The sequence below is a fragment of the Bacillus sp. ISL-18 genome, assembly GCF_018613415.1.
In the GTDB taxonomy this organism is placed as follows: Bacteria; Bacillota; Bacilli; order Bacillales; family Cytobacillaceae; genus Neobacillus.
The window spans coordinates 149643-171165 of sequence record NZ_JAGGQG010000006.1; the positions used below are offsets into that span (position 1 = coordinate 149643).

The window sequence follows — 21523 nt, forward strand, 5'->3', positions numbered from 1 at the left end:
TATACACATCAGGTGAAGAAAACAAATCATTTGATTAATTTTAAATAGAGGAAGGTATTGAATATGGCAGATTATACCCTAGAAGAAAAAGACAGCTTTACCGTTATCGGGATTGGAACAGAGCTTAAGAGCCATTATACAGACTTTGCTGGCTTAAACAAGGAAAAGTCAGACTTTTGGCAGGCCATCAGCCAGGATGGAACGCTTGACACTTTAAAAGCAACAGCCACAAATGACTACGTTTTTGCTGTGAACGAAGCGGTGAATAATAAGTTGATGCATTATGCTGGCGTCATGACAGAGGCATCGGCACCAGAAGAAGCCAGAGTGATCCAGTTTCCAAAGGGTGAATACCTCGTTGTAAAAGGGGAAGAGAAGACGGCCGTAGAATTGAATAATAAGCTAGCTGGTATTGCCTTTGGTCAAGTCTTGCCAGAGGCAAAGGATTTTGCCTATGTTGGCGGGCCCAATACAATGGTTGAGATGGGGCAGCGAAACGGCTTAGTTTTTGGTGAGTTCTGGATTCCTATTGTTAGAAAATAAAGATAAAAGGAGAATGGAAATGTCTTATAACGTTGATTTTAAAGATGTGTCTACGCTGGGCTTAGAGTCTTCGCCGGTAGCAGAAGCGCTAGCTGGTTTACGTGCTCATGAAGCTCGTTACTTTATGAACAAATACAAGCATGAATTTACGGTTGTACCAGCTATCGAAAGCAAGGAGACCCTTGATTATGTGAACACGATTTTGAAAGAAGAACGTGGTATTGAGTTTGCGGCCAAACCATTAGAAACGTCGCGTTTTCAAGTGGAAAATATCAATTGGGCCTACGTCTTTTATGAGGATGGACTTGAGGTCAATGTTTTGTATACAGTTGATGACCCTAAGAAGCGTGCCGTTGGTTTTAAGCTTTCTGAGGGGATGGAGGTACCAGAGGAGTTAGAAGGAAAGTTTAAGTTTGCTAGGCAAAAGTCTAAACTAGCTGGAACAATCCGGGGCTCGTATTTTGTAATCAAAGGTGAATATTAAAGTAAGCAAAAGTGCAAGTGGAGGAATCGAGTCATATTTGGATTTGGTCATTCTTTTTCTTATTGAAAATTAGTGAAATCTGGTTGCTCTCTATGTAAAAATATAGCTTATCTTAAAATTAAGGGGTTTCCTTACCTATCTAAACATTAATAATGCAACTTGAAATGAGTGCCAATTGTCTTTGAATTTGGCACTCATTTTTTTATGTAAAGTGATTTGTTTTTTTGTTGGTTCTTTGAATCAACGGTTAGTGGTTGTATTTTCTTTTTATCCAAAACGGACTATACAAAATATAAAAACTTAAAATCATCGCCATCTCCATGGAGAGAAGATACCAGGGCCACTGTCCGAGGTAATCTAATAGAGAACTCGATTTAGGTTTCTTCATGATATATAGATAATTCGCTCCCAGCCATTTATTGAGAAAAAAGACAATGACGGAATAAAGGTTTACAATCAAAATGGTTACCCACATTCCTTGGTGAGTCGGATAGTAATTGTAGACCAAAACCATGAATAGACAAGCAAGCACCACCACTCCATGTGACACAAAGAACTCAAAATATTCAAAGTGCGGGAACGAATATCTTCCAAGGTCAGGAGTCAAAATAGCTTGAATCGAACTGCCTAACCCTGCAAAGTAGAGGAATTGAAAAAGTTTTTTACTCCAGGTAAATAACATCACAACAGCGAGAATAACAGAAAGATCACTTAGCTGAAGCGGTAAAGATTCTTTCAATGACCATGCATGTTCATAGAGAAGCCAAATTTGCTCCAAAGCGGTAGATAAAAGAAGGAGAAAGGCTAACAAGAAACTTAAATATCTTCTTTTCCTCTTTTCTTTTAGCTTGCTTCTGTAAATAAACAGGAAAGTGCATAGAACTAAAATGATACAAAAAGGTAAAACGTGTTCCACTGAAAAAAGACGAAACGAAGGAAGGCTAGAATGAAATTGAAAAGGTGCATGCATTTTTTTACCCCACTATTTTGATGATTTCTCATTTCTATTTTAATTATCAACGTAGCTGTTCTAAACAGGAGGGTGGGTATATTTTTCCATGAAATTAAATCATGGTTTTTGATAGTTTGGGGATTTTGTCCATTTTTCAACCAAAAAATAATATTTAAATAATTAAATATCATCAAAAAACCTTAATATTAAAATAAAAATGGCATGCGTCAATTTGCATGCCATTTCATGTGCTCATTAGTTCATGTGATTTATTAAATATTAACGGATACATATCTTAAATAAATTAATTCGAATAGCTTCTATTTAATAAATAACAACCGGCTCATAGGTGCTGAGATTACTATATACAGTTTTCATAACGCTTGGCGGAGTGTTGACACAGCCGTGTGACCCTGCCGAAAGATAGGCTTTACTGCCCCAATTGCCTCGCCAGCTGGCATCGTGGAAACCTTGGCCATCATTTGTAAAAGGAGCCCAATAATTAACATCTACCTGATAAGTGATTTTCCCGTTTTCTCTGCCGGTTAGTACGGCAGGTGTCTGCTTATAAAGGATATACCAAACTCCTGGTGATGTATCATGATTGGTACTATGTGTGCCAGTAACGACATTCGTTGTGACCACTAATTTCCCGTTTTTATAGATCCAAATTCGCTGCTCAGCAATGGAAACTTCAGCATACGAATTGCCAATCCCATTGTTTGTAATAGCATCATATCCGTAGCCTTCACCCTTCCAGCCATTTCCATAAATATTAGAGGCGGAAACCGATTTTTCTCCATTTTCAAGTGCTTGCTTAATACGCGGTACTTCTTTATCAACATTTATGGCCCAGCCATAGCCTTTCCCTTTAACCGATATCATCGAACCCGAATGGGTCTTGAAGGTAAAATCTTTATTTAATGTAGATTGGGAATGGTTAATCTCAGTAAGCTTATTTTTAATATCACCATCATCATTTAGCGTAATCTTTAAATCTTTATTAATAGAGGCATTTTTAATTAAGTCCCGTGCGGTTAATGAGAAAATTTTATCCTGCACCTTATAATCAACGGTCTGAGCAAGGAATTCCTCCAGCTTTTTTTTCTCATTTATTACAAACTCGCTGTCTTCTTTAATGGGCTGTATATATATTGGACTTAAATGAATCTCACTAATATATTTGTGCTTATCGTAGTCATTCAAAAGACTGCTGACATCATACTGCTCTCCGCTGATGCTTTTAGATACAACAATTTTGCCTTGTTCCAAACGAACCACCGCATCTTGCGGAGCTTTTAAATTTTGATTCATGGCAAGCAGCTTTTCTTCCACCTGTTTTTTCAATGTCTGGTATCGAAACTGATCCTTACTGACCGGCAGCAATGAATAATTTTTTGCTTTTGAGGAAGGAAAGAATGTCCACTGGCTTTTTAACAATTTTTTGAAGCTGGGCAGATCTTTAGCTGTAAACCTCATCTTTGAATCTTTCCCATCTAATATCTGTTGATCACCAATATATACTATATTTGTTAAGGTGGTTGTTTTTAATTTATTTAGTGCCTGCTCAGTCGTCATGCCACCAACATCGATGCTATTTATCTTGATTTCTGAATTGAAGTGGTTTGCCTGGTAGTAGCTTCCTGCTGCGATGATGAGGGCGATAATAAAGATAATACTAAATGCAATAAGTTTCCATCCTCCAAACCACTTAGTTAAGTTTACGCGTTGGTTCTCTAGTTCTTGAATATTTGCTGTGCTTCCCATTATGAATTCCTCCACTCCAGTACCTAATCATCCTGCTAAAAATATCAATGGCTTTAACAATTGATTACGAGTCTTATGTAAACGATCTTTTATAAAAAGTGGTAAATATATACTATTAGTCTACAGAATATCAGAATCGAACATTGTCGTTTTTTGTGTTCTAAAATATTAAATTTTTTTTGCTGGTAAAGGCTATCTAAAATAAGTCTATATTCAATTATGAAAGCCTTTTCATCTTTTAAAACCTTCAGTATAATGGAAACTACTAATCATCTAAAATTATAAGTCAATAATCATTCTTTCATTCACTCATACGTAAGATTTACCTAGTTCTTAAGTAAATTAGAAATTTAGGGAGCAATGGAATGAAAACTTTAAAACTGAATGAATTATTACATATTCGTCAAGAGAATGAATTATGGTTTGCCAACAATGAAAGATCTATTTTTGTTTCGAGCCAGGCTTTTGGGACAATGCAGCGTGATTTAATTGAGAATATTGGGATTAATCGGATGAAAACCTTTTTCTTTAAGTATGGCTATCAATTGGGGGTAGAAGATGCAAAAGAGGTGGCAAAAAAAGACTCATTGAGTTTGCTTGAAATGATTGAATATGGTCCGATTATTCATGCTTTAAAAGGACATGCGAAATCTCGCATCACCGAGAAAGATTTTGAATTGGAAGGAAATGAAATTAAATCGTTTCGCTTTAAAGGAGTGTGGGAAAATTCATATGAAGCGGAACAACATCTTCAAAATTTTGGCATTAGCCAGAGCCCTGTTTGTTATACGTTAACTGGGTATGCCACAGGATATATTACAGGTGTGTTGGGAATGGACGTTTTTTTCAAAGAATTGCAATGCCAGGGACAAGGGGCACCGTGTTGCATCTGGGAAGGGCGTCTTGTTTCAGAATGGAAGGAAGAGGCGGAGGAATTCTTTTCTTATAGTAAAGAACTGCCGATATTAAAGGAATTGGAACAAACAAACGTAAAACTTATGCTGGAAAGAAATAATCTCGCACTTGTGTCAAAAACGTATAATGAGATGACCAATGAGCTAATTAAGGGAAATAGCATCGATTCCATCCTCGATATTTTACATAAACAACATTATGTTCCCATTATCGTGGAGGATGGTCGTCAAAATGTCATTGCCTGTAAAGGCATCACTCTTGAAGACTATGATTTCATTAGAGAAAAGTTTTCTGAGATGGCAGACAAAAAGCAATGCCATTCCAAAGTACGTGTTTTCTCGATGGAAAATGGGACTCGACTGATGTCTCCAATTTTTCTATTAGGTAAGGTTGTCGGTTATTGTTCTTTTCTGTATGAACGAGAAAGAACCCCTAATTATGAGATCGACTCGATGATTCTTGATCGCTTAGCGTCGATTTGCTCGCTGCTGTTTTTAAAGGAAAAAACGGAAGTGGAATCGTTGGAACAAGTGAAAGGTCATTTTCTTGAAGAAATTATTAGCGGAAAATATACACAACAAGAAATTATGAGGAAAGCGGATTTTATTCAGTTAGATCTATCCGATCACTATCATATTGTAGTGTTGACCTACAAGTATTTGAATTCATGTGACGAAAAGGAATTGACGCTTCATAAAAAAACGTTTGAAAGGGTCTCTGCTTACTTTCGAGAAGAAAAAAACCTCAATGTGTTAATCGGTCAGCAACCTGACAGCTTAATTCTCCTGATGACAGAGAAACAAGTGCGTCAGCAAAACATGGAGAAAACAATTCGGACTTTAGTCTCCTATTTAAAAAAGAAAATAAAAAATGCTTTGTTCTTAGCGGGAATAAGCTCCCACTACAGTAACATTCTAGAAGCAGGAGTTGCAATGGAAGAAGCACGTTCAGCAGTGCGACTTTCTTCAAGGAGTGAACCGATCACGCTTTTTAGTGAGTTAGGCATACTTGGTATCTTAATCAATGACCAAAACGAACAAGTGATCAAGAAAATGATCCGAGATCAACTTGGGGTTCTCTACGAGAATCTAGATAAGCATAAATTAGAATTGATAGAAACGCTCTACCATTTTCTAGAGCAAGGGGGGAACTTGGATCAAACAGCAGAATCCCTCGTTCTATCTAAAAGCGGACTTCGTTATCGTCTCAATAAAATTACCGACCTCCTTGATTGTGACTTGCGTGATCCCCAAAGACAATTTCAGTTGATGATGGCGTTAAAAGCATTGAAAATTATTGAGCATGAAAGAATTAAAAAAATTCAAGAATAGTGATGAATTTAATCTACTACAAGAAATCCAGGATATCATGAATTATGAAACCTATTCATCGATCAATTTGCCAGACAGCCCACAGACACTCTGTTAGTGGGCTGTCTGGCTTTTTTTCGAACAACTGACACAAAGTAGTTGTATTTATAGAGTTTTCTATCATCTTGTGTTATTGTTTATAATTTTCAGATAATTTAAGATGAAACTAGTGATGGACTAATAGATTTACACTTCAATTAAAAGAGATTAGGAATGGAGTTGAAGGAATGTACACAGGTAAAGAATATTTGGAAAGTCTCAATGACGGCAGGGCAGTGTATTTAAACGGAGAAAAAATTAAAGATGTTACAACCCATCCAGCTTATCGGAATGCTGCTCGTTCGTATGCGAGAATGTATGATGCTCTTCATGATCCAGCTACACGTGATATTTTAACGACAACAAGTGAATTCGGCGACAGAACACATAAATTTTTCAAAACTCCTACTAGTTCTAAGGATTTGTTAGAGGCAAGAGATGCAATTGCTCAGTGGGCAAAGCTAAGCTATGGTTTTATGGGAAGAACCCCTGATTATAAAGCATCCTTCACTGGGCACCTAAATGCGTTTGGTCATTTTTATGAGGGGTTTGAAGACAACGCAAAGGCATGGTACAAAAAAGCAACAAAGGAAGTACCATTTATTAATCATACAATTATTAATCCGCAAGTGGATCGTTCAAAACCGTTACATGAGAATAAAGATTCTTTTGTTCGTGCGGTTGCAGAACGCGATGACGGCATAATTGTAAGCGGTGCCAAAATGGTTGGGACAGCTTCTGCGTTAACACATTATAATTTTGTTGCTAACTATGGGCCGAAAGATTTAGGTGGGGGTGATGATAGTCACGCATTGATCTTCTTCGTGCCAATGAATGCTGAAGGAGTTCGTATGATAAGCCGCCAATCCTACGAATTAAACGCATTTAAAACTGGAACGCCATTTGATTATCCATTATCGAGCCGCTTTGATGAAAATGATGCAGTGATTGTCCTTGATAATGTGTTCATACCTTGGGAAGATGTGCTGGCTTACCGAAATATTGAAGTATCAAATAATTTCGCAAAAGTAAGCGGTTTCATCCCGCGCTTTACGTTTCATGGCTGTACACGTCTCGCCGTAAAATTGGATTTTATGACTGGGCTGTTATTGAAAGCAACGGAAGGAGCTGGAACAAAAGATTTCCGTGGAGTTCAGGCGAAGATTGGAGAGGTCATTGCATTACGAAATATGTTCTGGGGTCTATCAACCGCAATGGCAACGGATCCTGAAAAAGGGCCCAATGGGTTAGCGATTCCAAACTCTTACTCAAGTGCCGCTTATCGTGCGTTAGCTCCATTGGCTTGGGTGAAAGTGAAAAATATTTTCGAGCAAGTCGTGGCTGGTGGGTTAATTCAATTACCTTCAAGTTCAAAAGATTTTCTCAATGAAGATTTAAAACCTTACCTGGACACATATTATCGCGGAACAGGAATTGGTGCCGAAGAACGTGTGAAATTATTGAAAATGGTTTGGGATACGATTGGCACAGAGTTCGGAGGCCGTCATGAATTATATGAAGTAAACTATGCAGGAAACCATGAAAATATCAATATGGAAGCGTTATTCCATTTTGAGGCAACAGGTGCAGCGGATCAGCAAAAAGCATTCGTCGAATCTGCATTAAACGATTATGACCTTAAGGGTTGGACAAACAAAACATGGGCAGAGGCTGCGGAAATAGAAGCGGTTATCAAATCATAAAGCCTTTATTGGAAATCCAAAAATATTAGGAGGATTCATATGACTTCATACCAAGAACCCATTTTTGATGTAGCACAATTAGCACACGTGGAGCTTTTTTCTCCAAAACTAGAACAATCGGTTGAATTTTTTACAAGATTCCTAGGAATGGAAGTGACAGCTCGTTCCGGAGGTTCCGTGTATCTTCGTGCTTATGAGGACTTTTACCATAATACATTAAAAATCACGGAGGCAAACCATGCAGGAGTAGGGCATGTTGCGTGGAGGGCAACGTCCCCGCAGGCATTAGAGCGACGCGCAGCAGAGATCGAAAAAACAGGATTAGGGAAAGGCTGGATTGAAGGAGATATCGGCCATGGGAAAGCTTATCAATTTACGACACCGGAAGGTCATTTAATGGAAATCCTGTGGGACGTCGAATATTACAAAGTTCAAGAAAAGCAGCGCTCCAAATTACTAAACCGTCCCTCCAAACGCCCAGACCGCGGTGTGCCGGTTCGCCGATTGGATCATATCAATTTAATGACCTCCAATCCAGGGGCAGATTCGGACTTTTTAATAGATAAACTTGGTTTCCGATTAAGAGAGCAAATTCAAGATAATGGTCATGTACTTGGAAGCTGGATGAGCGTGTCCAATCTTGTTCATGAGATTGCCTATATGCAAGAGCCAAATGGCGTCAAGGGCAAGCTGCATCATCTTTGCTACTGGTATGGCATTCCGCAAAACCTTTATGATGTGGCCGATTTACTTAAAGATCATGATATCAAGATTGAAGTTCCGCCTAATAAACATGGAGTTTCTCAAGCTTTCTGTATGTATGTAATAGAACCAGGCGGCAACCGGATTGAATTGTTCGGAGATGCAGGCTATATCATTACAGATCCAGCTTGGAAACCAGTGGTTTGGGAAATGAAGGACGTTCCAGGCAATGGTGATACTTGGATAGGAACCGAATTCCCTGTATCTTGGTGGACGCAAGGGACCCCACTTACAGTTATTGAGGCTGCTGAAGTAGAAGTTGTAAAACCTTAATTCGTTAAATACTAGAATAGCGGGGTGGAAAGTCTTGACGAAAATAAAAACAGCGATACTAGGATCGGGAAATATTGGAACAGATCTGATGTATAAAATAGAAAAAAATGATGGAAATATGGACTTAGCCATCGTGACGGGAATTGATCCAAATTCCGAAGGACTAGCGCGAGCAAGGGAGATAGGAATCGCCACAAGCCATCATGGAATCGATGCAATTTTGGAGGATCCAGAGATTAAGATTGTATTTGATGCAACAAGTGCAAAAGCCCATAAGCAGAACGCCCCAGCACTAAGAGAACGAGGGAAATTAGCCGTTGATATGACTCCAGCTGCGATTGGACCGTTTGTCGTCCCAACTGTAAATTTGCATGACCAACTGGAAGCGATGAATGTCAACTTGATTTCTTGCGGCGGACAAGCGACAACCCCACTTGTTCACGCCGTTAATCGAATAGTTCCTGTTCATTATGCAGAAGTCATTGCGACAGCGGCCAGTCTATCGATTGGACCAGGAACAAGACAAAATGTCGATGAGTTTGTTCGCACAACAGCAAATGCAGTCCAGCAAATTGGCGGAGCGAAAATAGCAAGAGCAATTCCTATTTTTAATCCAGCAGTGCCGCCGATTAATATGACGAATTCCGTTTATGCCGTGATAAAGGAAGAATTTGATGAAGCAGCTGTTATTGAATCGGTTCAATCAATTGCAGCTGAAATTACTAGTTATGTGCCAGGCTATCGATTAAAAGGTACGCCATTTGTCGATTATCGTGAAACTCCTTGGGGCCGTTTGCCAACGGTAGTCATAATGAACGAAGTAATCGGAGCAGGAGATTTCTTCCCTACTTATGCCGGGAATTTAGATATCATGACTGCTTCTGCTTACCGAGTTGGAGATGTATACGCCGCCCATTTTCTAAGTGGAAAGGAGGTAACACGATGAAGATTCCTAGACTGACAGATACAACACTACGAGATGGTGATCATGCCGTTAGCCACAGTTATACGCCTGAACAGGTCCGAGCTATTGTTCAAGATTTAGATGAAGCCGGTGTTCCTGTTATTGAAGTGAGTCATGGTTCTGGTTTAAATGGCTCGACGATTCAGCAAGGGTTCTCCATTCACTCAGAATTTAATTTGATTAAAGTAGCGGTGGAAACCGCAAAAAACGCTAAAATTGCTTCGTTATTCGTGCCGGGGATTGGGACGGGTAAAGAGCTAAGAGATGCAGCGGAACTGGGCATTTCTGTAATCCGGATTGCCGTTCATTGTACGGAAGCGGATGTTACTGAGCAATACTTCCGTTTAGCAAAAGAATTAGGCCTTGAGGCTGTTGGTTTCTTGATGATGTCTCATACTCAGCCTGCCAGCGTTCTTGCGGAGCAGGCGAAGCTGATGGAATCATATGGTGCTGATTGTGTATATGTAGTAGATTCTGCAGGGGCTCTTGTTCAAAGTGGTGTTCGCGAAAGAGTGATGGCCATAAAAAAAGCATTGTCTATTCAAGTCGGTTTCCACGCTCATAATAACCTTGGCTTGGCAATTGGAAATACGATCACGGCGCTTGAAGCTGGTGCGGATCAAATTGACGGAACGCTAAGAGGGCTGGGAGCGGGAGCTGGAAATGCGCAAACGGAAGTTCTGGTTGCGGTTCTTAATAAAATGAACATTAAAACCGGAATCAATCTAGCCATCCTAATGGATGCTGCCGAAGAAAAAGTAGCTCCGCTTATGCAATCTCCGATCGTGATTGATCGTGGTAACTTATCAAGCGGTTATGCCGGAGTCTATAACAGCTTTTTATTACATGTTAAACACGCAGCGGAAAAGTTTGGTGTCGGGGTATCTGAAATTATGGAAGAGCTTGGCAAAAGACAAACAGTTGCTGGCCAGGAGGACTGGATTTTAGATGTCGCGCTTGAACTAGCGGAGAAAAAAGGGTTAAAAGTATAGTACTTGTGTAAGGAGGGAACAGTTGTGTCAATTATTCAAGAAGCGGCCACTTATCTTTTGGAAGCAGAGGAAACCAAGACTGTAATCAAGCCGTTAACGGTTGCCTATCCGGGAATAACCGTTGATGAGGCTTATTACACGCAGTTAGAAATTATCCGCAGAAAAGTCGCAAATGGCGGAGTCATCGTTGGAAAGAAAATTGGCGCGACAAGCAAAGCGATTCAAAACATGTTCGGTGTCGACCAGCCGGATTATGGTCATTTATTGGCTGATATGATGTATTTTGAAGGTGAAGATATTTCACTAGCAGACTATATCCAACCGAAAGTAGAATTTGAGATTGCCTTTATTTTAAATAAGGATTTAAAAGGCCCGAATGTTTCCATCCTAGATGTTATTGATGCGACAGATTACATTGTTCCGGCCATTGAAGTGATTGATAGTCGGATTGAAGACTGGAAGATTAAGTTTGAAGACACAGTTGCAGACAATGGATCCTCAGCTTGTGCGATTATTGGCGGAAAACCGACAAAGTTAGCTGGCTTGGATCTTACTCAAATAGGTATGGTTGCATATCAAAATGGAGAAATGATTGATTCTGGAGCAGGGGCAGCTGTCCTTGGCAATCCACTGCGGTCCGTGGCTTGGCTGGCTAATTCATTAGGAAAGTACGATGTCTCCCTGAAATCAGGAGAAATCATTCTGTCAGGTGCCTTAACGAGAGCTGTAGAAGTGAAAGAAAATGATACATTTACGGCGGAGTTTGCCCATATTGGTACGGTTACCGCCAAGTTTAAAAGATAATGTAAAATCTCGAATAGCTTGGGGCATTCCCCAATAGTGATTGATGGAAGATTAAAGGAAACTAGGTGATAACATGATTAAAACGGATGTAATCGATCAAATTTCTGTTGAACTTTTTGAGGCGGAAAAGAAGAAAAAAGCGGTTGGTAAGTTTGTTGACACCTATCCCGAACTGGACGAAGCATTAGCCTATCAAGTACAGGAACGCTTAATCGCAATGAAATGCAAAGAAGAGAATACGAAAAGAATTGGCCGAAAACTAGGTTTAACGAGCAAAGCAAAACAAGAGATGATGGGCGTTCATGAGCCATCTTATGGGGTTTTGCTTGAAAGCATGCAGCTGTTTGAAGGGGAAAAAATTTCGATTGCCCCTTTCATCCATGCAAAGTTGGAACCAGAGATTGCCTTTATTTTTAATCGAGAATTGAAGGGTCCCCATGTTTCGGTTGCGGACGTGCTCGATGCAACAGAATATATTGCTCCTGCAGTAGAAATTATAGATAGCCGCTTCCATGGGTTCAGCTTTACCTTACCTGATGCGGTAGCGGATAACTCATCCTCCTCTCGTTTTATCATTGGTGAAAAATTCTCTTCTCCGAAGGATTTCGATCTGAAATTGATGGGAATGGTCTTTAAACAAAACGGAGAAGTCGTGGCGACTGGTGCGGGTGCAGCTGTAATGGGGCATCCAGCGAGAGCGATTGCTTGGTTAGCCAATCGGTTGTATAAGGCAGGTCAAAGTATTCAACCTGAAGAAGTCGTGTTAAGCGGCTCCTTATCCGCGGCGATAAAAATTGAAGCAGGTGACCATTTCTCAGCGGGTTTTGATGGTCTTGGTGTGGTGGAGGCTGTATTCACAGAATAAACTTCAAGACGAGGGGTGACCTGTTTATGCCATTTATTCAGATTAATATTCTTAAAGGAAGATCACCGGAAAAGAAAGAACGATTGATTCGTGAAGTTACAGATGTCGTTTCGGCGGTACTAGAAGCACCTGTTCAAAATGTTCGCATTATGATTAATGAACTAGAGCCAGAACATTGGGGGATTGCAGGCGAATCAGTGAAAAAGCGAAAGGAGGTCTCAAAATGACAAATGTCCAAACGGTAGTCAGAGAAGTGGGCCTTTATATAAACGGAGAATATGTAAAAGCAAGCGATGGGGCTAGTTTTGAGGTGAAAAACCCTGCTACACAGGAGGTGATTGCGAGAGTCAGTGAAGCTACACAAGAGGATGTGGATCGTGCCTGCCATGTCGCACGTAATGCATTTGAAAATGGTCCGTGGAGAACAATGACAGTAGCCGAGCGTTGTGCAAAGCTTCGCCGTATGGCTGAGATTATCCTTGAGCGAAAAGAGGAAATAGCGCGTTTAGATGCGACCGATGTAGGGAAGCCGTTTCAATCGGCCGTACAGCATGAAGTTCCACGCGCTGCCAATAACATCAAATTTTTTGCGGATTTTATGGAGCAGCTAGGCGGTGAAGTGTATCCAATGGAAGAAGCGTATTTAAACTACACGCGTTACGAACCAGTTGGAGTAGCTTTACTCATTACCCCTTGGAATGTTCCTTTTATGTTGACCACTTGGAAGCTTGGTCCTTGTCTTGCTGCAGGCAATACAGCTGTTATTAAACCAGCTGAAATGACTCCGCTTTCTGTTTCGCTCCTTGGAGAAATTGCCAAAGAAGCAGGAATACCAGATGGCGTTGTGAATGTTGTTCATGGTCAAGGTGGAGTCGTTGGGACGGCTTTGACCACCCATCCTGAAGTAGATCTTGTTTCCTTCACGGGTTCCACGGCTACCGGAAAGCGAATTTTGAAAAACGGCGCTGATACGTTAAAAAAGGTTTCTTTTGAATTAGGTGGAAAAGCTGCCAATATCGTGTTCGAAGATGCCAATCTTGATAAAGCGATACCTGTTTCGATTCAGGCGGCGTTCATGAATTCCGGGCAAATTTGTCTTGCAGGATCAAGAATCTTGGTGCATCGGCCGATATTGGATGAATTTCTTGACCGATTTAAGAAAGCGGCAATGGAACTAAAAGTCGGCGATCCACAAGATGTGGAAACAAAAATGGGACCGGTTGTGAGTGAAGAGCATTATAAAAAGGTAACAAGCTATCTTGAAATTGCCAAAGAAGAAAATGCTACGTTAATTTGTGGTGGAAAACGACCGGATTTACCGGGATATTTACAAACTGGCTTCTACTTAGAGCCTACGGTTTATATTCAAGAAAATCCTAAGTCAAGAATATGCCAAGAAGAGATCTTTGGTCCAATTGTGACAATTATCCCATTTGATACCGAAGAGGAAGCCCTTTGTATTGCCAATGATACGGAATATGGATTAAATAGTGTTGTTTGGACAGAAAACCTCCAACGCGCTCACCGAATTTCTCATTCAGTTAGAGCCGGTACGATTTGGGTGAACTGCTGGTTTGTACGTGATCTCCGTGCGCCATTCGGCGGCTTTAAAAAGAGTGGCATCGGACGTGAAGGTGGCCATCACAGTATGGAATTTTTCACAGAAGCAAAAAATATATGTATTGCCCTAAAATAGTAATGAAAAGATCGAAATACCTATGTAAAATTAAGGTCCTTTACACAGACAAGCTTCGTATTTAAATAAAAACATGACACTAACTGCAGACTCTTCAATGAGAGGATCTGCAGTTAATGTCAATGCTCTAGCTGTGGATCTAAATAAGCTTTATCAGAAGTGGAAGTGCACTGCTAAACAAGTGAACTGGAATTCTGTTTTTTGTAAGCCAATGGGGTCATGTTCATTGACTTTCGGAATTTATCTATGAAATAGCTTGTACTGTTAAATCCTACTTGATAAGCAACATCTGTGACATTTGATTCCGGTTGTTGTAGTAAAGTTAAACTTCTTTGAATTCGATAATCTGTTACATAATTCAGGGGTGTTTTCTTTAAAACTCGTTTGAAATATCGGCAGCACTCGGAACGACTTAATTGACCAGCTCGTGCTAGATCGTCTAAAAGGATTTTCTCCGCATAATGTAGGTGGATCCAATTTAACATCTGTTTCATTCGATGACTTTTGACCACTTCCATCTGTTCGTACTCCAATTCAATCCCATTCATAATTAGGTTCTTCCAAATTAAGGTTAAATGCAGGCTGATGTCGATTTCAAAGTATGGTGGATTTTGTTTGATTAGCTGATTGATTCTCTCCATTGAACTTAAAATGTTATGTGCCCAAGGCTCCTCTGGAACCAAGCGCAAATAAGGAATATTAGTCGCCTGAATATAAGGGCTTACATGGGTTGTATAAAGTTCTTGGGATAAAACGAAATGAGGGGATACATTTAAACAAATATAGGCACAGCCTGAATTATTTTTATCTTTTGCCATGTGGAGGCAGCCACTATTTATAAATAACCCCTCACCAGTTTTTATCATGATTGTTTCTTCATTTATTTGAAAAAAGGCTTCTCCTTTTATAACGAGAACAAACTGAAATTCATCATGCCAGTGAAGTGGTATATATCCATTTATATTTTGATTAATGGTGGTTTCGTAACATGCAAGCGGTAATACAACTGTTCGATGTACTGTTAGTTCTTTTAAACTTTGATCCACTTTAAAATCTTTCATTTGCATTTTACCACCTCAATATACTTATATTTTTTTATTCAATTTGGGTATTATTTCAACGGTTTTCCCCTTATTATTTAACATATTATATCACTATTTTTATATTTAAAGGTGGAGAATCAAACATGAATAGACAGAAGGGAATTGTTCTTGTTATTACTGGAGCTGTATTTTGGGGGATTGGTGGAACTGTTGCAAAAAGGCTTTTTCAACAGTATCAAATCGATGTTGATTGGCTGGTTACCACCCGATTGCTCATAGCTGGTTTTTTACTCTTAACCGTTCAATTTTTCAGAAAAGACCGTTCCCAAATACTTGGTGTTTGGAAAACTAGAAAGACCGCTATTCCATTACTAATTTTCGGATTACTCGGTATGCTTGCGGTTCAATACACGTATATGGCTTCCATTAAACATGGGAATGCAGCGGTTGCCACTCTATTACAATATTTAGCACCTGTGATCATTATCGTTTACTTAATTATCCGCAAACAAACGGTTGTATCACGAAATGATTTGTTGACGGTTTCACTAGCTTTAGTGGGATGTTTTTTCTTATTAACAAACGGCTCCATTTCTCAATTATCTGTACCTACACCTGCCATCGTTTGGGGTGTTCTATCTGGATTCGCTTTAGCCTTTTATACGTTATATGCCATTCCATTACTGAAACAATACGATTCGCTTGTTATTGTTGGTTGGGCTATGTTGATCGGTGGTCTTGCCTTAAGTTTTATTCATCCACCTTGGCAATTAGACACTAGTAACTTAACACTAGAAGCTTATTTATATCTGTTCTTCGTTATCATTTTTGGTACGATGATTGCCTTCTGGTTTTATATAGAAAGTTTGCAAAGTCTAGCACCTAAAGAATCAAGCCTGCTCGGAAGCATAGAGCCACTAGCGGCAGTTTTAACAACAGTCTTTTGGTTAAAAGAATCGTTTGGAATTTTCCAATGGATTGGGACAGCTTGTATCATAGGAATGATTGTATTGTTGGCTTTGAATAAAGAGTCCGCTTCAAAGTCTAGGAGTAAAGTGAGTATTTCTTATTAAAATAGTACAGATAGTTAAAAACGACACTCACGGAGGAATGTCGTTTTTTTAATTACTTTATAGTTTTGATTTCCTCTTTTTCAATAATATCTTTCACTACATCCTCAATGGTTACATTCCCAAGCGCCTTTTCCAAAGCGGTTTGGGCTAATGTAAACAAAGGTTCAATGGTGCATTGAATATTTCTTCCAACAGGACAATCAGGATTTGGATTTTCATGAATGCTAAACAACTCTTTCTCTTGTACAACATTAACTGCTTTATATACGTCCAGTAATGTAATTTCAGATAAATCCTTAGCTAAATCTGCCCCTGCAATACCTGGCCGCACGGTTATCAACCCTGCTTTTTTAAGCATTCCCATTATTTTTCTGATCACTGCTGGATTTGTATTTACACTTCCTGCTAAAAATTCAGATGAGCTGACCCCATCTTTATTAATTTCAATAAGAGATAATATATGAATTCCGACAGCGAATCGGCTGCTGATAGACATGTTTCGTCACCATCCTATTAACGATTCTATTATTTAATTTATCTTTTTATCATGTAATTAAATTGATTACAAGTTTATTATACCAAATTAACAACAAAATATAAATAACCTTACCTGTTGACAAAACGAATACAGGTAATTAAAATGAAAACATGTAATCAATATTGTTACAACTAAAAATCTGGAGGGAATATAAATGAAACTATTAGTTACAGGAGCAACAGGGAAATTAGGTACAAAAGTAGTCGATTCATTGTTGAAAGCTATACCTGCAAGTGAGCTGGCAGTGAGTGTTCGAAATCCAGAGAAAGCGGAAGGACTTCGTGCTCGGGGAGTAGAGGTTCGGCAAGGAGACTTTGACCGACCAGAGACATTAGATCAGGCTTTTACAGGGATTGACCGTTTATTAATTATTTCTGCGGATGGTGACAATGAAACAAGAATCCGTCAACATACTGACGCTGTTCAAGCAGCGGAGCGTGCAGGGGTAAAATTTATCGCTTACACAAGCTTGGCAAATGCAACAGATAGTAAAAATTTAATGGCTCCGCCTCATGTTGCAACAGAAGCAGCCATCATTAAGACGGGGATCCCATATTCTTTCTTACGGAACAATTGGTATTTGGAGAACGAAATTGGAAGCATTCAAGGTGCGCTCGCAGGAGCTCCGTGGGTAACTTCCGCTGGGGAAGGTAAAGTAGGCTGGGCACTGCAACAAGATTATGCTGATGCAGCAGCAGCGGTTCTTCTTGGAAACGGTCATGAGAATACAGTGTATGAACTTTCTGGCCCCCTTTTGACTCAAGAAGAGTTGGCATCTGCTCTTGGTGCGGTATTGGGTAAAGAAATACCTGTACAACATGTTAGTGACGAAAAATATGCAGAGATTATGAAAGGTTTAGGTTTACCTGATTTTGTAATTCCTATTGTAGTAGGAATTCAAGAAAGCATTCGGAATGGTTCACTTGATGTTGAAAGTAATGATTTTGAGAAAGTTCTTGGTCGTCCAGTTACTCCAATCAAAGAAGCACTGATTCAACTTGTTAATGCAGTTTCACAAGAAAAATAAAATATTTATGCAAAATAAAAAATCTTCCAGAGGGAAGATTTTTTATTTTATATTAGGGAATCCTTGCTGACGCAAAGCCTCATACACCAATATAGCTGCAGTATTCGATAGGTTCAGTGATCGAATATGATCATTCATTGGTATTCTTAAAAAATGATCTTTATTATTTCTAAGTAAATCCTTTGGTAAACCAGTTGTTTCTTTTCCGAACATAAAATAATGTTCTTTTGATCCATCACTGAAATCAAAAGATGAATGTGGTTTTTCACCAAACGTTTCAATATAGTAAAACTCACCTTGATTTTTTGAAAAAAAGTCATCTAATGAGTCATAGTACGTTATGTTTACAAGCTCCCAGAAATCTAAACCAGCTTGTTTTATCATTTTTTCATCTGTTGAAAAGCCAAGTGGCCGGATTAAATGCAGTGCTGTTTCGGTTGCGGCACAAGTACGTGCAATATTTTCAGTGTTAGCGGGAATTTCTGGTTGATATAGTACAACATGTATTGCCAAAACTGGTCACCTCTATCTTAATTTTACCCTCCAAATTATAGCATACAGTTTGTAAAGAGTTGTACGTTAACTCCCACAGGTTAATAGGAAAACCTGTTTTTTTCTTTATGGCTTTAATTTTTTGGACCAATAAGACCTGGCGATCTCTATAAGATCTTTAGCAGGATTACTTAGATAAGCACCTTTCTTATATGATGCACATACTTCCCAAACAGGTTTTTGCTTGATGAAGAAATATGAGACGTTCGAGTTTGGTTTAGCATACGCCATTGGGATGATGGAACAGCATATTCCTTCCGCCACCATTTGATACAACGTATGACAGCTCCTAGTTTCTAACAAGATATAGGGGTTAAAATCTTCGTCGGCAGTAAGATGATCATAAATTTCTCGAAGAGTGGATCCTTTTTGCATAAGAGCAAAAGTATCGTTTTTAAAAAGCTCTAAGCTTATTTCAGGTAATTTATCACCGAGTTTTCCTCCTAAATGGGCAAGGGGATGCGCATTGGGAACAGCTAAAATAATATCTTCCGAACAGATATAGATATATTTATCATTTGTCTTTTGAGAATTTTGCAATGTTAAAAATCCAATATCGAGATTCCCCATTGATAGTTCATGTTGTTGTTGTTTCACCGGCAGTTCAATTGGTTCCACTTTTAGATTGGGATACTTTTTGTAAAAAGCAGGGTAGATTGTTGCAAACATTTCAGGACCGCGTTCAGGAGTTAGGCCAATACTAAGCTTTCCTTTTTTTATATCGATTAAATCATTAATTTGGTTGTAGGTATCTCTTTTAATACGTAGCATTTTTTGGGCATTCTCAATATAAATTTCCCCTGCTTGTGTGGGATGCCAATTGGTTCTTGAACGAACAAAAAGTTGCGTTCCCAGTTCTTTTTCTAATTTTAAGAGTTGCTGATTTAAGGCTGATTGAGTGATAAATAGTTTTTCAGCTGCTTTTGTAATATTGTTTTCCTCAGCGATTTTAATCATATATTCCAACTGTTTTAGATCCATTTGAAATTCTCCCCAGTACTCTTAGTTTTTCTAATAGAATTCTAAAAATAATCACTTTTACTTTAAATATAACCTAAGCGTACAATGGCTTTAAGAATAGAACAAGAGTTTAGGAGGAAGCAAAGTGGAAAATCGTTATATTAAAATCAATGAGAATGATAACGTTGCCATTACAGTAAATGCCATTCCAGCAGGTACCATTATCATGGATGCAATTCTAGTAAACCAGGATATTCCACAAGGGCATAAAATTGCCTTATGCCATATCGAAGAAGGCGAACCAATCGTCCGATATGGCGTTATTTTAGGATATGCCTTACATTCTATTAAAAAGGGCGACTGGATCAATGAACATATGATGAAACTTCCAATACCTCCAGCATTGGATGAGATGGAGTTTGCAACCAATTTGATTACAAATCTGCCAGAACCACCAGTTAGAACGTTTATGGGTTATCCTAACAAAAACGGAGGATATGCTGGAACAAGAAATATATTAGGAATTGTTACAACTGTTCAATGCGTAACAGGTGTTTTAAATAACGCAGTAAAGAGAATAAAACAAGAACTTCTTCCCAAGTATCCAAATATAGATGATGTGGTCGTGATCAATCATGCTTATGGATGCGGTGTCGCCATCAATGCCCCAGAAGCAAAAATCCCGATTCGAATGTTGAAAAACATGGTCAAACACCCGAATTTCGGTGGAGAGACAATGATTATCTCACTGGGATGCGAAAAACTAACATTAGAAATGCTATTGGATGCGGAATATAACACTTCAGACAATGTAGTAACGTTTCAAAACGAAAAGGGTCATAAGGCAATTATGGCAGAAATAATGAAAATGGCTGAAAACAAATTAAAAATTTTGAATGAAAGAGTTCGTGTTGAGCTGCCACTTTCTCAATTATCGATTGGTTTACAATGCGGAGGAAGTGATGCTTTCTCTGGGGTAACAGCCAATCCTTCCGCCGGTTATGCTGCCGATCTGTTAGTCAATGCCGGTGCAACAGTTATGTTTTCTGAAGTAACCGAGGTTCGTGATGGTGTTCATATCATTGCCGAGCGTTGTGTGAACGAAGAGGTTGGAAAAAAATTAGCTGACGAGATGAGATGGTATGATCAATACTTGAATAATGGTCAAGTCGACCGTTCAGCAAATCCTACTCCTGGAAATAAAAAGGGGGGGTTATCGAATATTGTTGAAAAAGCAATGGGTTCGATCGCTAAATCGGGTACTTCTCCGATTGTAGAGGTTCTTTCACCAGGCGAAAGACCAACGAAAAAGGGGCTGATTTTTGCAGCCACTCCAGCCAGTGACTTTGTATGTGGCTCGTGTCAGTTATCTAGTGGAATCACGCTCCAAGTGTTTATGACAGGACGAGGAACCCCATATGGATTAGCAACTGCACCAGTCATTAAAGTATGTTCAAGAAATGATATGAAGGATATGTGGCAAGATTTAATTGATGTAAATGCAGGGCCAATTGCCACAGGTGATGCAACCATTCAAGATATTGGAACCCAGCTATTCCATGAAATTATCGATGTTGCCAGCGGACGTAAACAGAGTCTTGCAGAAGAATTTGAAATCTATAATGATTTTACTCTATTTAATCCAGCCCCAATCACCTGATTTAAGGATGTATACATTTTGTAATGCGGAGAATCAATGCTTTTTCCTTTGAAAAGAGGTATTGAAATGGAGAAATTGTTAAGAGGTATAAATATCCCAAGAATGATTAAAGTCAGACAGCGGTTCCCAAGAAGTTGTTCAGATTGGGGTCTCTAAAAATGGACTCTCGGTCAATATCGAAAACTTGCCTATACGAAAGCAGATGTGATAATTTACTTCGGAAATAATTAAGAGATTTCTAGCTTGAGCTGTCCGAACTTGGCTTAATTTCGGGCAGCCCCGCATGATTTCCCGTTTGCGGTTGTCAATAAGAGCCTTTGTTTAACTGTCCGATAGAACCTTCCCATAGGACAAAATCATCGGTTCTCCTAGTTAAACTGTCTAATAGAACCTTTCTAATAGACAAAATCATCGAATTTCATAGTTAAACTGTCTAATAGAACCTTTCTATTGTACAAAATCATCGGATCTCTTGGCTAAACTGTCCTTTAGAGCTTCTCTATATGACAATTCTAAAAGATCCAAGAGAATTTTGTCCGTT

The 21523-nt window shown here is 39.1% G+C and carries 20 protein-coding genes; 14 read left to right on the forward strand and 6 right to left on the reverse strand.

Annotation, left to right across the window (positions count from 1 at the left end; translation table 11 throughout):
- The first annotated feature begins 63 nt into the window (after window positions 1-63).
- Window positions 64-543: a GyrI-like domain-containing protein gene (locus tag J7E81_RS09940; RefSeq protein WP_215042032.1), complete on the forward strand. Its 480-nt coding sequence runs from the start codon at window positions 64-66 to the stop codon at window positions 541-543.
- Between the two features lie 19 nt (window positions 544-562).
- A complete protein-coding gene (locus J7E81_RS09945; protein WP_215042033.1) occupies window positions 563-1027 on the forward strand; it encodes a phage tail protein in 465 nt (154 codons plus the stop codon).
- A 247-nt stretch (window positions 1028-1274) separates the two neighbouring features.
- Here the strand turns inward: J7E81_RS09945 and J7E81_RS09950 are convergent, their stop codons facing one another.
- Together J7E81_RS09950 and J7E81_RS09955 are read right to left on the reverse strand one after the other, a co-directional pair.
- Window positions 1275-1997: a YwaF family protein gene (locus J7E81_RS09950; RefSeq protein WP_215042034.1), complete on the reverse strand. Its 723-nt coding sequence runs from the start codon at window positions 1995-1997 to the stop codon at window positions 1275-1277.
- 306 nt (window positions 1998-2303) lie between these two features.
- Window positions 2304-3746: a L,D-transpeptidase family protein gene (locus tag J7E81_RS09955; RefSeq protein ID WP_215042035.1), complete on the reverse strand. Its 1443-nt coding sequence runs from the start codon at window positions 3744-3746 to the stop codon at window positions 2304-2306.
- A gap of 365 nt (window positions 3747-4111) precedes the next feature.
- On the opposite strand from J7E81_RS09955, the gene J7E81_RS09960 reads away from it, so the two are divergent.
- The 9 genes from J7E81_RS09960 (at window position 4112) to J7E81_RS10000 (ending at window position 14129) form a co-directional block, all read left to right on the forward strand.
- Window positions 4112-5992: a XylR N-terminal domain-containing protein gene (locus tag J7E81_RS09960; RefSeq protein WP_215042036.1), complete on the forward strand. Its 1881-nt coding sequence runs from the start codon at window positions 4112-4114 to the stop codon at window positions 5990-5992.
- A gap of 266 nt (window positions 5993-6258) precedes the next feature.
- Window positions 6259-7773, forward strand: a complete 1515-nt coding sequence (locus J7E81_RS09965) for a 4-hydroxyphenylacetate 3-hydroxylase family protein (protein ID WP_215042037.1) — start codon at window positions 6259-6261, stop codon at window positions 7771-7773.
- Window positions 7774-7812: 39 nt separating this feature from the next.
- Window positions 7813-8808 (forward strand): catechol 2,3-dioxygenase, encoded by a 996-nt coding sequence (locus J7E81_RS09970; protein ID WP_215042038.1) that lies wholly within the window; start codon window positions 7813-7815, stop codon window positions 8806-8808.
- Between the two features lie 34 nt (window positions 8809-8842).
- Window positions 8843-9754 (forward strand): acetaldehyde dehydrogenase (acetylating), encoded by a 912-nt coding sequence (locus J7E81_RS09975; RefSeq protein ID WP_215042039.1) that lies wholly within the window; start codon window positions 8843-8845, stop codon window positions 9752-9754.
- Complete coding sequence (gene dmpG, locus J7E81_RS09980) at window positions 9751-10764, forward strand: 4-hydroxy-2-oxovalerate aldolase (protein ID WP_215042040.1); 1014 nt, start codon at window positions 9751-9753, stop codon at window positions 10762-10764. Before J7E81_RS09975 ends, dmpG begins: the two co-directional genes overlap by 4 nt.
- 24 nt (window positions 10765-10788) lie before the next feature.
- Window positions 10789-11568 carry a 2-keto-4-pentenoate hydratase gene (locus J7E81_RS09985; RefSeq protein WP_308162191.1) on the forward strand — a complete coding sequence of 260 codons (780 nt, stop codon included), beginning with the start codon at window positions 10789-10791 and terminating at the stop codon, window positions 11566-11568.
- Between the two features lie 73 nt (window positions 11569-11641).
- A complete protein-coding gene (locus J7E81_RS09990) occupies window positions 11642-12433 on the forward strand; it encodes a 2-keto-4-pentenoate hydratase (RefSeq protein ID WP_215042041.1) in 792 nt (263 codons plus the stop codon).
- A 26-nt stretch (window positions 12434-12459) separates the two neighbouring features.
- Window positions 12460-12660, forward strand: coding sequence for a 2-hydroxymuconate tautomerase (locus tag J7E81_RS09995; protein ID WP_215042042.1), 201 nt, complete (start codon window positions 12460-12462; stop codon window positions 12658-12660).
- Window positions 12657-14129, forward strand: a complete 1473-nt coding sequence (locus J7E81_RS10000) for an aldehyde dehydrogenase (RefSeq protein WP_215042043.1) — start codon at window positions 12657-12659, stop codon at window positions 14127-14129. Before J7E81_RS09995 ends, J7E81_RS10000 begins: the two co-directional genes overlap by 4 nt.
- Window positions 14130-14302: 173 nt before the next feature.
- On the opposite strand, the gene J7E81_RS10005 is transcribed toward J7E81_RS10000, so the two are convergent.
- Window positions 14303-15190 carry an AraC family transcriptional regulator gene (locus J7E81_RS10005; protein ID WP_251028570.1) on the reverse strand — a complete coding sequence of 296 codons (888 nt, stop codon included), beginning with the start codon at window positions 15188-15190 and terminating at the stop codon, window positions 14303-14305.
- Window positions 15191-15315: 125 nt separating this feature from the next.
- Here J7E81_RS10005 and J7E81_RS10010 point away from each other — a divergent pair, with 125 nt between their 5' ends.
- Complete coding sequence (locus J7E81_RS10010) at window positions 15316-16245, forward strand: EamA family transporter (RefSeq protein ID WP_215042045.1); 930 nt, start codon at window positions 15316-15318, stop codon at window positions 16243-16245.
- Between the two features lie 52 nt (window positions 16246-16297).
- Here the strand turns inward: J7E81_RS10010 and J7E81_RS10015 are convergent, their stop codons facing one another.
- A complete protein-coding gene (locus tag J7E81_RS10015) occupies window positions 16298-16741 on the reverse strand; it encodes an Rrf2 family transcriptional regulator (RefSeq protein ID WP_215042046.1) in 444 nt (147 codons plus the stop codon).
- Between the two features lie 196 nt (window positions 16742-16937).
- On the opposite strand from J7E81_RS10015, the gene J7E81_RS10020 reads away from it, so the two are divergent.
- Window positions 16938-17810 carry an SDR family oxidoreductase gene (locus tag J7E81_RS10020; RefSeq protein WP_215042047.1) on the forward strand — a complete coding sequence of 291 codons (873 nt, stop codon included), beginning with the start codon at window positions 16938-16940 and terminating at the stop codon, window positions 17808-17810.
- 42 nt (window positions 17811-17852) lie between these two features.
- Here the strand turns inward: J7E81_RS10020 and trmL are convergent, their stop codons facing one another.
- Both trmL and J7E81_RS10030 read right to left on the reverse strand, forming a co-directional pair.
- On the reverse strand, window positions 17853-18323 hold the full coding sequence (gene trmL / locus J7E81_RS10025) for a tRNA (uridine(34)/cytosine(34)/5-carboxymethylaminomethyluridine(34)-2'-O)-methyltransferase TrmL (protein ID WP_215042048.1): 471 nt from the start codon (window positions 18321-18323) through the stop codon (window positions 17853-17855).
- 105 nt (window positions 18324-18428) lie between these two features.
- Window positions 18429-19343, reverse strand: a complete 915-nt coding sequence (locus tag J7E81_RS10030) for a LysR family transcriptional regulator (protein ID WP_215042049.1) — start codon at window positions 19341-19343, stop codon at window positions 18429-18431.
- Between the two features lie 124 nt (window positions 19344-19467).
- On the opposite strand from J7E81_RS10030, the gene garD reads away from it, so the two are divergent.
- The gene (garD, locus tag J7E81_RS10035; RefSeq protein ID WP_215042050.1) at window positions 19468-20982 is read left to right on the forward strand and encodes a galactarate dehydratase; all 1515 of its coding nucleotides are present in this window, start codon (window positions 19468-19470) and stop codon (window positions 20980-20982) included.
- Window positions 20983-21523 lie beyond the last annotated feature (541 nt).

Bases quoted from the DNA above. Each gene is read 5' to 3' on its own strand.
- J7E81_RS09940 (WP_215042032.1), top strand. From the start codon at position 64: ATGGCAGATTATACCCTAGAAGAAAAAGACAGCTTTACCGTTATCGGG.
- J7E81_RS09945 (WP_215042033.1), top strand. From the start codon at position 563: ATGTCTTATAACGTTGATTTTAAAGATGTGTCTACGCTGGGCTTAGAG.
- J7E81_RS09950 (WP_215042034.1), bottom strand. From the start codon at position 1,997: ATGCATGCACCTTTTCAATTTCATTCTAGCCTTCCTTCGTTTCGTCTT.
- J7E81_RS09955 (WP_215042035.1), bottom strand. From the start codon at position 3,746: ATGGGAAGCACAGCAAATATTCAAGAACTAGAGAACCAACGCGTAAAC.
- J7E81_RS09960 (WP_215042036.1), top strand. From the start codon at position 4,112: ATGAAAACTTTAAAACTGAATGAATTATTACATATTCGTCAAGAGAAT.
- J7E81_RS09965 (WP_215042037.1), top strand. From the start codon at position 6,259: ATGTACACAGGTAAAGAATATTTGGAAAGTCTCAATGACGGCAGGGCA.
- J7E81_RS09970 (WP_215042038.1), top strand. From the start codon at position 7,813: ATGACTTCATACCAAGAACCCATTTTTGATGTAGCACAATTAGCACAC.
- dmpG (WP_215042040.1), top strand. From the start codon at position 9,751: ATGAAGATTCCTAGACTGACAGATACAACACTACGAGATGGTGATCAT.
- J7E81_RS09990 (WP_215042041.1), top strand. From the start codon at position 11,642: ATGATTAAAACGGATGTAATCGATCAAATTTCTGTTGAACTTTTTGAG.
- J7E81_RS09995 (WP_215042042.1), top strand. From the start codon at position 12,460: ATGCCATTTATTCAGATTAATATTCTTAAAGGAAGATCACCGGAAAAG.
- J7E81_RS10000 (WP_215042043.1), top strand. From the start codon at position 12,657: ATGACAAATGTCCAAACGGTAGTCAGAGAAGTGGGCCTTTATATAAAC.
- J7E81_RS10005 (WP_251028570.1), bottom strand. From the start codon at position 15,190: ATGAAAGATTTTAAAGTGGATCAAAGTTTAAAAGAACTAACAGTACAT.
- J7E81_RS10010 (WP_215042045.1), top strand. From the start codon at position 15,316: ATGAATAGACAGAAGGGAATTGTTCTTGTTATTACTGGAGCTGTATTT.
- J7E81_RS10015 (WP_215042046.1), bottom strand. From the start codon at position 16,741: ATGTCTATCAGCAGCCGATTCGCTGTCGGAATTCATATATTATCTCTT.
- J7E81_RS10020 (WP_215042047.1), top strand. From the start codon at position 16,938: ATGAAACTATTAGTTACAGGAGCAACAGGGAAATTAGGTACAAAAGTA.
- J7E81_RS10030 (WP_215042049.1), bottom strand. From the start codon at position 19,343: ATGGATCTAAAACAGTTGGAATATATGATTAAAATCGCTGAGGAAAAC.